This window comes from Raineya orbicola, assembly GCF_002843425.1.
Lineage (GTDB): Bacteria > Bacteroidota > Bacteroidia > Cytophagales > Thermonemataceae > Raineya > Raineya orbicola.
In genome coordinates this window covers 48,028-65,037 of record NZ_NKXO01000003.1, presented here as the reverse complement: position 1 = coordinate 65,037, position 17,010 = coordinate 48,028, and the positions used below count along the sequence as shown (strand labels likewise).

General features: G+C 36.8%; 13 protein-coding genes and 1 tRNA gene. 3 read left to right on the top strand and 11 right to left on the bottom strand.

From position 1 onward, the window contains the following. Nucleotides 1-34 precede the first annotated feature (34 nt). From Rain11_RS01320 to Rain11_RS01310, 3 genes are all read left to right on the top strand, one after another. On the top strand, nucleotides 35-1,252 hold the full coding sequence (locus Rain11_RS01320) for an FtsX-like permease family protein (protein WP_101357529.1): 1,218 nt from the start codon (nucleotides 35-37) through the stop codon (nucleotides 1,250-1,252). Nucleotides 1,253-1,257: 5 nt separating this feature from the next. Continuing rightward, nucleotides 1,258-3,063, top strand: coding sequence for an excinuclease ABC subunit UvrC (gene uvrC / locus Rain11_RS01315; protein WP_101357528.1), 1,806 nt, complete (start codon nucleotides 1,258-1,260; stop codon nucleotides 3,061-3,063). Between the two features lie 97 nt (nucleotides 3,064-3,160). Further along, nucleotides 3,161-3,242: transfer RNA gene (locus Rain11_RS01310), tRNA-Leu, on the top strand. A 41-nt stretch (nucleotides 3,243-3,283) separates the two neighbouring features. On the opposite strand, the gene Rain11_RS01305 is transcribed toward Rain11_RS01310, so the two are convergent. The 11 genes from Rain11_RS01305 to Rain11_RS01255 form a co-directional block, all read right to left on the bottom strand. Continuing rightward, the gene (locus Rain11_RS01305) at nucleotides 3,284-4,438 is read right to left on the bottom strand and encodes a protein kinase domain-containing protein (protein ID WP_101357527.1); all 1,155 of its coding nucleotides are present in this window, start codon (nucleotides 4,436-4,438) and stop codon (nucleotides 3,284-3,286) included. A gap of 6 nt (nucleotides 4,439-4,444) precedes the next feature. Beyond that, nucleotides 4,445-4,855 carry a hypothetical protein gene (locus Rain11_RS01300; protein ID WP_101357526.1) on the bottom strand — a complete coding sequence of 137 codons (411 nt, stop codon included), beginning with the start codon at nucleotides 4,853-4,855 and terminating at the stop codon, nucleotides 4,445-4,447. 84 nt (nucleotides 4,856-4,939) lie between these two features. Next, the gene (locus Rain11_RS01295; RefSeq protein ID WP_101357525.1) at nucleotides 4,940-5,362 is read right to left on the bottom strand and encodes a hypothetical protein; all 423 of its coding nucleotides are present in this window, start codon (nucleotides 5,360-5,362) and stop codon (nucleotides 4,940-4,942) included. A gap of 86 nt (nucleotides 5,363-5,448) precedes the next feature. Beyond that, nucleotides 5,449-6,291: a hypothetical protein gene (locus Rain11_RS01290; RefSeq protein ID WP_101357524.1), complete on the bottom strand. Its 843-nt coding sequence runs from the start codon at nucleotides 6,289-6,291 to the stop codon at nucleotides 5,449-5,451. A gap of 15 nt (nucleotides 6,292-6,306) precedes the next feature. After that, a complete protein-coding gene (locus Rain11_RS13855; protein WP_165778051.1) occupies nucleotides 6,307-6,906 on the bottom strand; it encodes a hypothetical protein in 600 nt (199 codons plus the stop codon). Nucleotides 6,907-6,992: 86 nt separating this feature from the next. Continuing rightward, nucleotides 6,993-7,892 (bottom strand): hypothetical protein, encoded by a 900-nt coding sequence (locus Rain11_RS01280; protein ID WP_133121459.1) that lies wholly within the window; start codon nucleotides 7,890-7,892, stop codon nucleotides 6,993-6,995. A gap of 105 nt (nucleotides 7,893-7,997) precedes the next feature. Further along, on the bottom strand, nucleotides 7,998-11,204 hold the full coding sequence (locus tag Rain11_RS01275; RefSeq protein WP_101357521.1) for an ATP-binding cassette domain-containing protein: 3,207 nt from the start codon (nucleotides 11,202-11,204) through the stop codon (nucleotides 7,998-8,000). A 113-nt stretch (nucleotides 11,205-11,317) separates the two neighbouring features. Next, entirely contained in the window at nucleotides 11,318-11,683 is a 366-nt protein-coding gene (locus Rain11_RS01270) for a DUF1987 domain-containing protein (RefSeq protein ID WP_101357520.1), read from the bottom strand. Between the two features lie 47 nt (nucleotides 11,684-11,730). Beyond that, on the bottom strand, nucleotides 11,731-12,282 hold the full coding sequence (locus tag Rain11_RS01265; protein ID WP_101357519.1) for a SiaB family protein kinase: 552 nt from the start codon (nucleotides 12,280-12,282) through the stop codon (nucleotides 11,731-11,733). Between the two features lie 172 nt (nucleotides 12,283-12,454). Beyond that, a complete protein-coding gene (locus Rain11_RS01260; protein ID WP_101357518.1) occupies nucleotides 12,455-16,129 on the bottom strand; it encodes a PAS domain S-box protein in 3,675 nt (1,224 codons plus the stop codon). 26 nt (nucleotides 16,130-16,155) lie between these two features. Further along, nucleotides 16,156-16,983 (bottom strand): GAF domain-containing protein, encoded by an 828-nt coding sequence (locus Rain11_RS01255; protein WP_101357517.1) that lies wholly within the window; start codon nucleotides 16,981-16,983, stop codon nucleotides 16,156-16,158. Between the last annotated feature and the right edge of the window lie 27 nt (nucleotides 16,984-17,010).

Here is a 17,010-nt window from a genome sequence, read left to right as displayed (position 1 = left end):
TGTTGTTACTTGGCATAAGATTTTGCACAAAAATATGAAATTAGCCCTAAAAGTTGCAGGAAAATATTTTCTTTCCAAAAAACGAAATCTTTTTATCAACATTATTTCTGCTATTACGGTCATTGTAATTGCCCTTGCTACAATTGCTTTTATTGTTTTGCTTTCAGTTTTCAATGGTTTGGAGGCACTGATGCGTAGCCAATACAATATCCTAAACCCCGAACTTAAAATTTCTCCTGCCAAAGGTAAATTTTTTGTTTATGATGAAAAAATTAAGCAAAAAATTGCTTCCGTAGCAGGTATAAAAGTAGTTTCGGAGGCAATAGAAGATGATGCTGTTTTTCGTTACAAAGACCGACAAATGGTAGGGAAAATAAAAGGGGTTACCAATAATTTTGCAGAACTAGGAGGCATAGCCAAACAAGTAAGAGCAGGGGAGTTTAGGCTTTATGAAGGAGATTATGCTCGTGCAGTAGTAGGGTTGGGGGTGTTTCAGATGCTTACAATGAATATGGCTGATGATGTACTAGAAATTTGGTATCCGAACCGCAAGCAAAAAATCTCTATGACTGAAAAAGATATTCGCAAACTGGCTCTTTTGCCTTCGGGGGTTTTTGAGGTAGAATACGAACACGATGGCAAATATATTATTGTACCCATTGAATTTACCGAAGAGTTGATGCAATATCAGCATAATGAACGTAGTTACTTAGAAATTGCTGTCAAAGATAAAAAGCTAATCCCTACAATTCAGAAAGAATTGCAAAAGGTATTAGGCAGTGATTTTTTAGTGCAAAACCAAGAGGAACAACAATACGAAATTTTGCGAGCTATTCGCATTGAAAAATTGGTTACACGGATTGCCCTTTCTTTTGTATTTCTGATAGCTTGTTTTAATATATTCTTTTTGCTTTCAATGATAGTCATTGAAAAACGCAAAGATATTGCCGTGTGGCAGGTTTTGGGAGCTGAAAAAGGTTTTATTCAAAAAATTTTTATTTGGCAAGGGCTTATGATTGCTCTTACAGGTGGCATCATAGGGCTTATTTTGGGATATTTGCTTTGCTTTTTACAGGAAAAATATGGTTTTGTAAAAATGAATATTACTTCAACTATTGTTGATGCTTATCCTGTACGAATGGATTGGTTGGATTTTGTTTTTACTTTTTTTACGATTGTAGTTTGTACGTGGATTGTAGCTTGGTTTCCTGCTAAAAATGCACTGAAAACCGATTTGCGAGAAAATCTGTGAGTTTTATGAAAGATTTTAAGGAAATTTTGAGTGAATTGCCCCAAGAAGCAGGTATTTACAAATTTTTTGATGCCAATAATGCTATTATTTATGTTGGCAAGGCAAAAAACCTTAAAAATCGGGTCAGCTCATATTTTACAAATTTGCAAAATCATAATCGTAAAACCCAAAGACTGATTTCTCAAATTCACCGAATAGAATACGTGGTGGTAAATTCTGAATTAGATGCATTGCTTTTAGAAAATGCCCTTATCAAAGAGTTTCAGCCAAAATACAATATTTTGCTAAAAGATGATAAGACTTATCCTTACATTTGCATTACTAATGAGCCTTTTCCGAAAGTTATCAGTACTCGTCGTTTGGAGCGTGAGAAAGGCACTTATTTTGGTCCTTACACGAATGTACGTGCAATGAACGAACTGCTGGAACTCATTCGCCGACTTTACACGATTCGGACTTGCCCTTATCATCTTTCGCAGGAAAATATTGCTCAACGCAAATTCAAGGCTTGTTTGGAGTTTCATATCAAGAACTGCAAAGCTCCTTGCGAGGGTCTGCAAAGTGAGGCAAATTATTTAGAAGATGTTGAGCAAATCAAAAAAATTTTGAAAGGAAACATTAAAGCTGTGAAGGAAAAATTAGAGCAAGAAATGCTTGCTTATGCCGCTGAACTTGCTTTTGAGAAAGCACAAGAATGTAAAGTGAAAATAGAGCTTTTGCAGATTTTTCAGGAAAAATCGCAAGTGGTAAATCCTAATATCACTGATGTTATGGTACTTACCATTACCACAGATGAGGAGAACGCTTTTATTAACTTTTTAGATATTCAGAATGGAACTATTTTGCACACTGAAAATCAACAAATTGAGAAAAAACTTGACGAAACTGCCGAAGAAATCGCTCTTTTAGCTATTCTAAACTTACAAGAAAAATATAATAGTCCCGCCAAAGAAGTAATCATCAACATAGCCATAGCCGAAAATCCTACGGATTTGCGTTTTTTTACACCCCAAGTAGGTGAAAAAAAGAAACTTTTAGACCTTTCATTGAAAAACTTGTACTTTGCTCAAAAAGAGCATTTACGTAAGCAAACCGAAAGAAAACAAAAGTCTTTGGAAAGCACACAACGCATTTTAGAAACTTTGCAAAAGGATTTACGCTTGCAAGATTTACCTGTGCATATTGAATGTTTTGATAATTCTAATATTCAGGGTACTACACCTGTGGCGGCAATGGTTTGTTTTTTGAATGGAAAGCCCTCTAAACGCAATTATAGACATTTTAATATCAAAACCGTGGAGGGGGCGAATGATTTTGCTTCAATGTACGAGATCGTTTTTAGGCGTTACAAAAGGCTCTTGGAGGAAAAACAACCTCTGCCTCAACTTGTAATTGTAGATGGCGGCAAGGGGCAACTATCTGCCGCTTGCAAGGCTTTGCAAGATTTGGAAATCTATGGCAAAATGGCAATTATTGGTATTGCCAAAAAGTTAGAGGAAATTTATTTCCCTGATGATGAGCTACCTCTTCATCTTTCCAAAAAATCGGAATCTTTGAGGCTTATTCAGCAAATTCGCGACGAAACGCATCGTTTTGCCATTACATTCCATAGAGAAAAGCGTAGCAAAAAGGCTTTTGAGAGTGAGTTGGAAAGTATCAAAGGCATTGGGGAAAAAACAATGCAGAAATTGCTTGGACATTTCAAGTCGTTGGCAAATATCAAGCAAGCAAGATTTGAGGAAATTGCTTCGGTGGCGGGCAAGAAAGTTGCGGAGCTTTTATGGAATAGTTTGCAACAAAAAGAAAATTGATTTTCAGATTTTTATTGTAAAATTGATATTTTTTTTGCCAAAAAATTTGGAAATAAAAACCGATTGCACTAATATTGCAGTCCCAAAAGCCAAAAATGCCTAGGTGGCGGAACTGGTAGACGCGTACGACTCAAAATCGTATGCCTTCGGGCGTGCCGGTTCGATTCCGGCCCTGGGTACGTTCAATAAAAAGCCTTCAAAACTTGAAGGTTTTTATTTTTTATTTCTTTCCAATTTTTAGTCCTTTGCCTCGTAGCTTGCTTTCAGATACTCCAGTCATTTCATCTATAATTTTCATAGCTTCTTCAAATTTTTTCATTTCAAGTTCAAGGGAGGCTTCGGTTTCTTCGGTAGTTTTTTCTTTTTTCTTGCTGAATGTCATTTTTAGTTTGGAACTCTTACTTTCAGCTTCTTTTTTTTCTTTTTCTTCCCAGTAAGTTTCTACAAAAGACTTTCTTTCAGGAACTTTTACAAGTTCATCATCATCTTTCAAATCAAGATTTTTGAGGGTTTCAAAGATTTCTTCTGCGGTGGGGCGTTCGGTAGGAGAGGGGGCAAGCATTGCATTTACCATTTTTTTTAGCTTTTTGGGCAATTTGGCATCAATGAGTTTAAGCTCTTTCCCTTCATTTACAGCAAGGCAAGGATAAGCATATTTTTTGGGGAAATCGGGGAGTTCGCCTTGTAAAAAGATGCAATACAGCAAACCCAAAGCAAAAATATCAGATTGAGTAGTTAGTTTTTCGGGATTTTCTTTCCCCTGAATATAGCGAGCAAGTTCGGGAGAGTAAAAAACCATATCACCCACTACTTCTTCGCTCAGCTCGGGAGGGTTGCCTGAAAAATAGCTATTATCAAAATCAATGAGTTTGGTGGTATAATAATTCAGACGAGTTTGCTTGATAAGTACATTTTCGGGCTTCAAATCGCCGTGAACAATCCCCGCTTTGTGTAAAATATTAAGGCTGTGAGCTATGGTTTTAAGTATCAGAATTTTATTTGGCAAAGGAAGGGCATAGATTTCTTTGGGGGAAAGTGAAGCAACATCAATTTTTTCCGTTACTTTATAGTAAGTACTTCCTACTCTGAAAAAATCAAGTGTAACTACTAAATTTCCTCCCACACCACAACGCTCATTGATTTGTTTCATTAGGTTTTTGTGGTGATTTTCAAACTTTTCACATTCTTGCTTTTTACGTTCCTTGGATTTGGGGCTACCCGGCGAAGTTTCGGTAGGGTACTTGGGTGAAAGGAATTCTTTGATAAAATACTCCTTTTCTCCTTTACGAGCGAAAGTCCATTTACTTAGTCCGCCTCCTGCGGTAGTAAAATCTTGCAAAATTACATAGCCGTTGATAATTTCGCCTTTGAGCATACGCCTTCACAATTTTCCTGTAACTATTAGAATACCGATTGTTCCAACAATTAAAGCCTTTGTCCCTATATTAGATAACTTTTTTTGAGCAATTAAGAGTATAACTCCTGCTCCGATAGCAGTATATGGAGCATATTCTAACTTTTCAAAGCCCTGCCAACTCATAATTTTAGAAAGTATAAAAATAGCCGTTGCCGAAACACTCAAGCCCGCTAAAATGACCGCAAGTTTATTTTTACCAACAAATAAAAACCCTTCTATAAAGGAGGCAAAAGCCAATGAAGCCCAAGCAATCAGAGAAAGTGTTTTGAAGGTTTCAGCAGAAAGGCTTTGAAAATTTTTCAAAACGAAGGCTATCAAAAGTATGGTAAAAGCAATATTAGAAATAGTTCCGAAAACATTAGATAAAGTACGCATAAAAAATGAAATTAGGTTGTAAAAAAAACAATAGTTGTGCTTGCATAAGCCAACACAACTATTAAAAAAACTTATTGAAATATTTTATCTTTTGAAGCCAATAACACTTGAACCGCAGTAATCTTTACCTTCTTTCACTTCATAAGCTAAATAATAGATACCTGTACGTGAGCATTTTATATCAATAGCAGGCATATATTTCTTTTCTTTTTCAAGATAGCTACTTGCTACTGGCTTTTTCTCAGAATCCATTAAGGTTACAAAAAGTCCTTTATTATTTCCATTGGCAAGCGTGATACGATAGCTTGTGTTATTACTGAATACATAGGAGTAAATAATTTGCTTTTTGCTACCATTCATAAAATCTAATTTGTAGCTTTTGAGATACTTGAAGCCATCAGGTTTAAGGCGTTCAGCACATTTGTTGGTGTATTCAGTTACATCACATTGAGCATTTGCAAGATATGCGAAGCTAAAAGCGAGGAGTAAAAATAATACTTTTTTCATATATGTGTTGATTTTTTGAGAGTTCTGGTTTTGATTTCAAAAGTAATAAAAAATATAATAGTTGTCAATATATTAGGCTATAATTTTTAACTTACAATACGCCCTCTGACTTCTTTGAGTGCTTGTGAGAGCTTTTGAAAGTCATCTTTGCTCATATTTACCTTAGCGGGTTTGCCTTCTTGGGGTTCCACGCTAATGTTTTTATAGCTTTCACCAATTTTCTGTAAATCGTTGTAGAGACTTTCAATGTGTTTGGAAACGGATTTGTTGGGCTCTAATTCTTTCAAAATGGCTTCAACCACGAATTTTTGGTCTGCAATTTTTTCATTTAGAGCAGGTTTATTAGCTTTTTCGGCAACTTGGGTAGCCAAATACAAAGATTCTACCCAGCCTCCAATTACCATCAATGTTAGCACTTCACCACGTTTTTCTTCCTCTAATTTCTGACGCATAGCCGTAAGCCCCAGCCCAGTGGTAAGAATAAGCTCGTTCATATCTTTGCTTTCTTGGGTAATTTTTTTGATTTTTTCAAAATCAAAAAATTGAGCGACTTTCAAGCCTTCTGCCATTTTGCGAGTAGCATCTAAAAACCTGATAGCATCTTGGGTTTTGTTGTGCAGATTGGCATAACCCAAATCTACGCTATACACGCCTAAATTTAGAGCTATTTGGTGTTCGGCATTGTATTTTTCAATATTTTCGGGTTTATTCAGCAGACTATTGTCATATTCTATCCCTGAACTTTTGATAAGGTCAGTCATTTCAATAGGGTTCGGCATTGCATTCAAAAGTTCATAATCTGTTTTGAACTCTGTTTTGGTGTTAGTTTGCTTTTGAGTAGTGTCTTGTGTAGGCTTTTGTTCATTATCGCTTTTGGGGCAAGCCATCAAAATGATAGCAGACATAGGAAGCCAAAAGATTTTTTTCATAAAAATTTATTTTTTTTAACGTTTGAAAGCTAATATTGCTCCACCACAGAAATCTCTTTTATTAAAGTGGTGTTCGAAAGAAATTTTATAGACACCTGTTTTGTTGCATTGTATTTGGATAGAAGGATAAAACTTATCGGAGTCAGCATTGTAAGTTGAAGCTATGGCTCTACCTTCGGGATCGTATAAAATAACTTTTAATCTGCTATCCAAATAAGATGCTACTCTGATAGTATAGGTAGTACCCTTACTAAAGGTATATTCGTGTTGTATGGGTTTATTAGAAACCCCTTCCAATTTATAACTTCTCAAAAACTTAAATCCCGATGCTTTAAGGGATTCAGTAATATCAGTGATGTAGCCAGCGGGATTACAATTTTCAATACGAGGATTTATTTCTTTTTTTACCTCTTTTTTTATTTCTTTTTTCTCTTCTTTTTTAGTTTCTGGTTGTTGTTTTTTAGGGTCAGGCTGAGTTTTTGTGGTTTTTTGAGTTTGCGTACCTGTTTTTTGCTCGGTTTTGGTATTTTGTGGAGTAGTGGTCGTTTTCTGTTGAGCTAAACTTTTTCCCAACATTCCCCCTATAAAAACAAAAGCTATCAATAGTTTTTTCATAAATTTTCAAGTTGATTGTTGAGCTTGTCAAAAGGGTATAGAGGGTTCAAAAAACTAATACCTTTGAACCCTCTGATGTAAAAATTTTAGCTAACGATTTTATTGCGAATGGCGGCGATTTTTGTTGTAATTTCATTAAGTGTTTCTTTACTTATTTCAGCCTGCTCGCTACCACCTTGCTGTACTACTACTGTGTTTTCTTTTTCTTCTTGTTTGGTTTCACCTTCGCTCTTGGTGAATTTGATTTTTTCAAAAGATTTTTGCAAATCTACGAGTTCATCGTGCAGATCTCTCATTTTAGATTGGCTGGCATAGTAATCTAATAACTGCACGATTTGGTCAAGAACAATTTTCTGTTCAGCAATCATTTGTTCCAGATCTTTGTTTGCTTTTTTCTGTACCACTTGTGTAGCAAGATACATTACTTCTACCCAACCTCCTGTAATGATAAGCACAGTCAAATCGCTTCTATCTTGCTCATACAATTTATTATTGATATTGATAAGATTCTCTTCGGTAAGTTGCAAGAGTTCATCAAGTTTGTCTTTACTTTTAGAGAGTTGCTTAATTTTTTCAAATTCAAAATACTGACCGATTTTAAGATTATCAGCCATATCTTTAACCCCTACAAGCAGATTGATAGCATCTTGCGACTTTTCGTAGATATTAGCATAACCCAAATCTGTACTGAAAACACCAAGATTGAGAGCTTGCTTAAACTCAATCACATATTTAGATTCATTATCTACTGAATTGAGCAGAGTTTGGTCGTAATCAATCCCACTATCTTTGATGATGGAAGAGATAATCATAGGACTGGGGATTCTATCTACAAATTCTTTGATAGTTTTTTTATCAATAGCTTCTTTCCCTGACTTTACTTTTTTAGTTGTATCGCTTGCTACTTTGTTAATATCATCACTATTATCACAAGCTGTAATAGCTATGAAAGTAAAAGTCAGAAGGCTATAAATTACTTTTTTCATAAAATTTACACGTTTTAATTTGGGGTATGAATTTTGCCAAAACAAGAATTTCAGTTCAAAATAAAGTAGTTTTTTCTAAAATTTCAAACATTCCCTGAAAAATTTTCATTTTTTTGTTTTGTTTTTTTCTGTTTTTTTGAAAAAGCCAAAAATAGATAAAGAGAGAGCTTTTTTGAAGGTTTCATAATATAGGGTAATGTACAGTACCAACGAAAACAGCCAGATTACGATTATATCAAAATAGTAGGTATTGATGAGCATACCTGCAAAATGCTTGGAAGGAGCAAGAAATTGCGTTCTGTAATCTAAAATATGTGCAGGGAGCAGAGGCTCTTGGAAAATTGGGTCGGCTTGTTGCAAGAGTTTTTCTTTGTAAAGCAAAATTTTATCTCTCACATTGGCATTCCGAGCCAAATCGGATAGACTTTCGTTAAAGTAGGTGTTTTTGTATTTTTCCAAAGAATAGCCCTTCACTTTTTCCTCTAACCTATCTTCCAAGTCATTTTTTTCACGGCTGAAATAATTTCTACGAGCCTTGTAATATTCAGCAAGTTCTTCTAAATAGCTTTTAAGTTCTTCCTCAACCTTTTCGTTGTAGGTATTGATATTGAGTTTGGCAAGTAGGTTATCAAAATCTTTGAAAGCAGGGCGATTTTCTTTGCCATACTGGGTTTTTAGGTCAAAGGCTTTTTCTCTTTGCAATTCATAGGCAATAAGTTTGAGTTCGGCAGTTTTTACATTGTTCAAAGAATCGGAATTTTTATCCAAAATTTTAGAAAGCCTTACACGAGCATTGCCGAGTTCATCAAGCCATAATTGTCGGAAATCTGCTACACTTATTTCTTTTTCATACTCAAAAAATGGCTTTTGAAATTTGTTATTTTTGAACTGCTCAACGGCGATGGCTTCAAATCCCCAACGCGACACCATAAGGTCGGCAAGGAGAGGCACTTGCCCTCTATCACTTACAAATTGATTGAGCTTATCAAAATTGAAAATTACACCACTCAAAATCATTTGTGGAATAAGTAGTAGCGGAATGGTAATGTAAATGGTTACAACGGAATTGAAAGTAGCCGAGATATTTAAGCCGAGCATATTGGCAAAGCAAGAAACCGTGAAAAGCACAGCCCAATACATCATATTCATACCTTTCACTTCCAGAATAGCATTACCAATGAGTACAAAAGTAAGCGTTTGAATGGCAGAAAGTCCGAACAGAATAATCAGTTTAGAGAGTAGGTAGCTGTGCCTACTCAAATTGAGGAAAGATTCTCGGCGTTGAATTTTTCGGTCTTTGATAATTTCTTCGGCACTTACGGTAAGTCCCATAAAAAGAGCCACCAGCACGCAAATCAGGATATAAGCAGGGATATTGTCGTTGTAGCGATAGCTATACCCCAAGGTAAGCGGGTCGTTGTTGAAACGTATAATAAAAGCAAGTAAAAAAGCAAGTAGGGGGGCTTCTAAAAGGTTGATAGCCATATATTGCGTATTACCTGCTTTTGCCAGAAAGTCGCGAATGGTAAAAAGAATAGTTTGCTTTGTCCAATGAGGCAAATCCAAAGCCTTAGGGGGTACTTCTTTTTGCTCTTCTACGGGGCGAATTTTATCGCTAAAATTTTTCAAAAATAACTCATTCCATTGAATAGGCGTTTTTTTGCGTTGGTTGGTATATTGTCCGTTTTCGTCAATGGTACGAGCCTCAATAATATCGAAAATTTGTTCAGGATTTACATTACCGCAGTTGGGGCATTGTCCTTCTTCGGCTTTGAGCTGGTTATCTTGTTTCTTGAAATAAATAACGGCATCAACAGGGTTTCCATAAAAAGCCTGATAGCCTCCTGTATCCAAAATAATCAGTTTATTGAACATTTTGAAAATATCGGAGGAAGGCTGGTGAATTACAACAAAAATCAGTTTTCCTTTGGCAGAAAGCTCTTTGAGAAGGTCAAGGACGTTTTCGGAGTCTTTGGACGAAAGTCCTGAGGTTGGTTCATCAAGAAAAAGGACAGCAGGCTCACGTATGAGTTCCAAAGCAATATTGAGGCGTTTGCGTTGCCCGCCGCTAATAGTTTTATTGAGAACATTTCCAACTTTTAAATCTTTGATATGAGCAAGCCCCAAGTCTTCAAGGGTTTTCATTACTCGCTCGTGCAGTTCTTTCTCGGTAAAACTTTTGAAACAAAGTTTGGTATTGTAGTAAAGGTTCTGATAAACAGTGAGTTCTTCAATAAGTAAATCATCTTGGGCTACATAGCCGATAACTCCCTGTACTTTCTCTTTTTCTCTGTGAATATCAATACCATTCAGCAGAACTTGCCCACGCGAAGGCGTTTCAAGACCAGCCAAAACATTGAGCAGGGTAGTTTTCCCAGCCCCACTTGCTCCCATAATGCCAATGAGGTTTCCTGCACTTTCAGCTACACTTACACCACGCAAACCCAAATTACCATTTTTGAACTTGTATTCAATATCTATGGCATTGAAAGAAAGTTTTTGTTTTTTCTGAACATCAGTAAAGTTAGCAACAATATCGCTGAAATAGAAAGAATTACCTGCTTGTGTTCTGATGATACTTCCCGAAGTAAACTGATAAATTTTGTTGGGCTTCATCAAGAAGTCGTTGAGCTTGATATTTTCACTACCCGTGTATTTCACAAAATACATATTGGCTTCGGGCATACGCAAAAATATAAGTTCTCCGTCTAATCTTTCTATCTGAATGTGTTTAATAGTATTGGTACGAGGGATATAAAGCGAGCTAACCGTGAGTATATTTTCGTTACCTACCAATTCATCTGCTTTCTTGAAAACGAAATCATAAATAATTTTGTAGAGTATTTCGTTTTTTAGCAGATAATCAGCAGAAGTGGATACTACTTCTAAACGTCTTTTGGTTACACGATTATCTGAAGCCAAAAGTTCCAACATTCGTACTACAATGAGGATTTTTTGGCTTAAAACCAAGCGACTTTCTTTTTCGGGAGCGATTTCTTTGCGGAAAAGACCACCGAGTTTTACAGAAAATTTCTGAAAAGCCCTTTCTTCGTCGGTTACTTTTTTACTACCAGTTTCTTCTTCACCGGGCAAAGATTCTTTTTCGTTTTCGCTTACTCTTGCACCAAAGTCGTTCCACAATTTTTGGTAATATTCTTTATATTTTTGCATATAAGCGGGAATGGAATCTTGGGCTAAAACCTCTTGGAAGTATTCAGCTACAAAATTTTCTTCTTTGGGAGAAACTCCGCCATCTTGTAAAATAGTAATAGCAAAAACTTTGGTGAGGGCATCGAGTACAGCTTCGCTCATATATGCAAAAAATTATAGCAAAGTAATAAATAGAATTAGGGATTGAGAAAAAACGATAAAAAGGTTCTAATCAGAAAACCTTATAGGCTTCTAAAAGCCTATAAGGTAGCGGTTTAGTAGGTTTTGAATTCAAAAGGCAATCCATCTACAATATCTTGAAACTCTTTGCCAGCTTCTTCCATATCCTCGTCGTCATCGTGATGATACCAAATTACTTTCGCCCCACTGATGCCTTCCAGTTTAGTCAATACATCAAGAATAACTTTGGAAGAGGCTGTATTGAAGTATTCAAGTTTGAAAGTAAATTTAGTTTCGGGATTGGGTGCGGCGGCATATTTATCAAGCCAATCTAAAACTTGCTGATAGAAAGTTCTTACATCTTCAGGCAGTGAGCGTCCCGAAATTTCAAATATACCATTATCTTTATCCAAAATCACTTTGGGTGTTTCTTCGGTCCCTTCTAAATTGATGATTTCCATAACTATATCACAAATTTTTGTATGTTTAACTTTGAGGGAAAAATAATTTATTCACTACGAGGAACAATGATTTTCAAGGCAAAAAAAGAATATTCATCATTGATAGGTTCAAAACTATACCCTAATTTCTCCCCTGATTTTCTTGCCATATCTACAAAGCCCAAACCAGCCCCGCCTTTATCAGAAATTTCAGTGTTTTTGATAATTTCTTTGTAGAGGTCTTTCAAGCCGTCTTTATCCAAAGAATTTACTCTTTCAATTTTAGCTTGTACCGAAGGAATAGCGGCATTACGAATAGGGTTACCCGAAGTAACGATATATTCGTTGATTTGCTTTCCAAGCATAAAAATAGCATTGTTTTTCAAGCCATCTTCATCTTTTTCGTTGAGTTCTTCGGAGTGTTTCACAATATTTTGCAAACATTCCACCATTACACTGAAAACCTTTCTTTTTACCCCCCCCAGTTCGCCAATAGCGTCCATATTTCTTTCTGCCATTGCCAAAATGGATTTGGTAATATCTTGGGTAAATTCCCCTTCATATACCAAAATCAGATTATTGGCAATCATTGTTTTGTGCAGTTCATAAACATATTTCATATAGCTTAACTATTTTTGATGGTTACTATGCTTTATTTTGAAAATTTTGCTGTAAGTTAAATATTTTTCTGAAAACAAAAAACTTTCCTAAAAATTGTTTGAAAAAGTCCAAAGTTTGAGAGTTTGAAGTCTTAAATACTCTATATCTTTTGCTTTTTTCTATGTATTTTATCTAAAAACGTATACCAATTACTAAAATATCGTCAGTTTGTTTAGTGGCATTTTTTTCATCATCTAAACGCATCCATATTTTAAGTTCATTTTCAAGGGCATCATTGAGAGCCATCATAGGCACATTCAAATTTGCTTTGATAATATCTCTGATACGTTTGGGTGAAAACTTGCGGTTATCGGGTCCGCCGAATTGGTCGGGCAAGCCGTCCGAGAAAATGACAATCATATCACCTTCTTGGTAGGGTCTTTCGTGATTGGCGAAAGCACCTCTGTTTTTATATTGCCCACCACCCACAGGCATTTTGTCGCCTTTGATTTCTTCTAATGGGTCTTCTATTTCGGGCTTGTGGGTATCTACATAGTAAAGCGGTCTGTGAGCCCCTGCGTATTCCAAAATTTTTGTATCAAAATTGATTTTGCAAAGCGAAACGTCCATACCGTCTTTACTGATAGCATCTTCTTCGGTCTGCCTGAGCGTACGTACAACAGACTCGTCAAGAATATCCAAAATTTCACTGGGTTTGAGCTTTTTATTTTCTTCCACGCTGAAAATATTGTTCAAAAGGAAATAGCCAATCAGTGAAATCAAGGCACCGGGAACACCGTGACCTGTACAATCCACTACTGCCACAAATACACCATTATCCGTTTTGAGCATCCAGGGGAAATCACCACTTACAATATCTTTGGGCTTGAACATCACGAAAGAATCGGGGAATACACTTTGTAACCAAGTGCTATCGGGCAAAATAGAACTTTGGATACGTTTAGCGTAATTGATAGAGTCGGTAATTTTCTTATTAGCAGCGGCGATAATTTCTTTGTCTTCTTCACTTTTGGTAATATCGTGTGAAACGAGAAGGAAAGTTTCAATTTCACCCATATCATTCCTTTCAGGAATGGCATTTACGCTCATAATTTTACGTCCTTCTATGGTTTCAAAATCTACCACACCACTGGCTTTAGCTTCGCCACGAGTGATGTTTCTTACCGAGGTTTCTACAAGTTTGAACCAAGCGTTCAAAACTTTTTGAGGGATATAATCGGAAGTAATTTTTTTCTGCAAGAACTCTTCTTTGGGGTGTCCTGTAAGGCTTTCAATTACGGGGTTTACGTAATAAACCGTTCCTTCTTTGTCCATACGTAAGATAAGGTCGGCAGAGTTTTCGGAGAGAGCTTGCATCTGACCGCGAAGGCGTTGCTCACGTTCAGCTTCTTTACGAACTGTAATATCACGAGCATTGATAACAATGCCTTGAATGGCGGGTTCGTGAATTAGATTGCTACCTGTGGCTTCCATCCAAATGGTATGCCCGCTTTCAGTTTTGTACAAGTACTCAATGGCAGCGTGCCTTTCATCAGGGTATTCTAATAACTCTCGGAAAAGTCTTTCAAAAGCATCTTTTCCTTGTTCAATATTATCCCAATCATTTTTTCCTAAAAGATCGTCTGCTTCAAAGCCCAAGATTCTTCTTACGGAAGGCGAAGCGTAGCGAATGGTTTTATCGGGGTCGTAAATAATAATAACCTCCGATGAGTTTTCAAGGAGTGCTTGGGTTTTGCGTTGCTCTTGATTTACCTTTTCAATTTGTTCTTGGAGTTCTTGGTTGGCTTTTTCTACTTCTTTGTTTTTATCGGCAAGTTCTTTGGCATTTTTTTCCAATTCTTTCTGATTGGCTTGTAGCTCTTCGGTAAGTTTAGTTTGTTCTTTCAAAAGCAAATCGGTACTTTCCCTTACTTTGATGTTGAAGATAGTACGAGCAATACTATCGCTGATACGCGTAAGCAATTCATCTTCGCGTGAACCTTTGGGAATTTCTTCCAAAGCGGCAATTTCTAAAACTCCATACACTTCTCGTGTATCGGCGGTAATGAGAGGAGAAATATGTAAGAATTTAGGTTTCTTTTCACCTAAAAGCCCTGATGTAATAGTTACATAATCATCAGGAATTTCAGTACGGCGGATAGCTTCTTTTTCAATAGCGGCTTGCCCTACGAGCCCTTCGGCGTAGCGATTTTTGAAAACTTTGAAGGAAGCACTTAAATATTTTTTCTTGTTGTAGGCGTGGCTGGCAATCATTACAAGTTCTTCTGTTCCTGCTTTTTCATCTCGTTTCATTTCATAAAAAGCTCCTTGAATAGCTCCTACTTCGCGTACCACATAAGCCAAGATTTTTTCAGCCATTACTTCCAGTTTGTCGGTAGTACGCAAAATGTCGTTGATTACGTTGAGACGTTCGTTCACCCAAGCATTGATATTGGCTTCTTCGGCGGAGCGAATCAAACTATCACGGGCGTTTATCAAAGCGTTTCCGAGTACGTCTTTTTCGCTCAAAGGTTTGAAATCTACGTCAAATTTCTGCGAACCGATGTCTTGGGCAAAGTTAGCAGTTTTTTCAAGGTTTTGCACCAAAGCATTGATTTGTTCGGTCATTTCACCGATTTCATCTTGGCTATTGGTGGTAACCACAGGAGGAAGTTCTCCTTTTCCAAGCAAGGTGATAGTTCTACGCAAAACAGCCAGCGGGCGGGTGAGGAGTTGGGAGAAAAGTATCCCAATAACAACGGCAATCACGATTACCACAGCACCAGCAATGAGAAACCTTTGGAGCAAAGCCACCGCAGGAGCGTAAATTTCTGCTTTATCGTTTTTTACAACCATTCCCCACTCTACTCCCGGAATATAGCGAGAAACGGCTAAAAAGTCTGCTTCTTCAATGGCTTCGCTGTGTTTAGCATTTTTATCCAAAGCTCTACGGATAATGAAAGGCGTACCTGCATCTTCTTTTTCACCTGCTTTGTCTAATGATTTGATTTCTTTATTTTTTGCTTTGAAACTATTAAGATACACAAAACGTCCTTCTTGTTCTTGTAAGAGCCACACTTGCCCCGTTTCACCTAAACCAACTTTATCGGAAACGAGTTTTTGTACTTTATCCATATCTACTTCGTAGATAAGCTGACCAACGAGTGGATTCCCCGTCACGTTTTTATCACGGATAGGAGCAGATACCCAAAATACCGTTCTTTTTTCTTTGCCCAGTTGTTGTAAAGAAACTTTACTGAAATAAGTAGTATCTCTGCCTTTTACCACAATAGCAGGGTCTATGGGAGGTGTTTTGAATGTTTCGTTCAAGGTTTGTTCGGGGGTAGAACGGCTGATATACCTTACTTTACCTTCCTTATCCAGCAAATAAACGTTATTGAGTTCGTAAGCAAACTGAATAGCAATGACGGCATTTTCCAGTTCTACATTGATAGCAAAATCTGTAGAAGGTGTAGGATTAGCCTGAGTATCTTGTCCTGTTTGTGTGGTATCTGATTGTTGTACATCTTGCTCAAATATATTTCCAAGCTCATCATCATTAGCCTTTTTTTCTTCTTTGTTTTCTTCTGGCTTGGAGGGGGCATCTATTTTTTTGAGAAAATCCACGATAGGCTTCAAATCGCTACCTACTTTTACAGCGGCATTGATTTCGTTGATGAAAGTTTGGATTTTTTCCACTTTCAAATCAGCAACCCCATTCAAAGATTGCAAATAACGCTCTTCTATGGAGTTTTTACTTTGGTTATAGGCAAAAAAACTTACCGAAGCTACCGCTAAAAGAACTACCAGCAGTAAGATAAGTGAAATCTTTGCACCAATTTTGAACTTTTTGAATAAGTTGAGCATACGCACAAAATTTTGGAAAAACTACTTTAAGCCGTAATAATAAGACTTTCTTCCATTTGCTCGATAAGCAAGGAAGCCACTTGTTGCACATAACTTTTCTGTAATTCGGTAAAAGTTGAAAAAGAAGCAAGCTCAAAAATACCGATTACATCTTTGCCATTTCTTGCAAAAATAGGCACTATCAGCAGACTGCGAGGAGAGGCTTCTCCTAAACCCGAAATCACTTTCATATAGCCTTCGGGAACGCTTTTGAGCAAAATAGGCACGCCATCTTTGCCTACTTGCCCTACCAAACCTTCTCCTTCTTCGTATTCTAACTTCTGACTTTCTGCCAAATAATAAGCATAACCTACTTGAAAGCTAAAAAATTTCTTTCTACCTTCTTTGCGAAGCAGAAACACTGCTCCTTGGGCGGCTTCCAAATTTTTGCAGATAAGGCTCAAGATACGTTCTAAACGCTCCTCGCCATTATATTCTCCTAAAACTTTATTCACTTCGCCCAAAGCTGAAAGGCTCATACCTTTGCTTGTGCTTTGAGTATCTGTTTGTCCTTTTTTCTCCGTGTTTTTCTCATTTTTTACTTCCCCTATTACTATGCCTTCTGCATAGCGAGTTGAACCTGCGATATTAGTAAGCAAAATAGCCAAAATTGCCATAAAAAAGGCTATCCCAAAAGCTACAAAAGGGATAAGAATAGTATTTGCCAAGACCCTTTTTTTGGCAATTTCTATGATTTCTAACTCTTCCACTATACGTGCATCAAGGGTGTAAAAATCATAAAACAATTTGCCTGAAAGTAATACAAACAAAGCCGTTGCCACCCAAGCAAAAATTTTGTAGCTTTTAGATTTCATTGTGTTGTTTTTGGTTCAAAAAGTAAA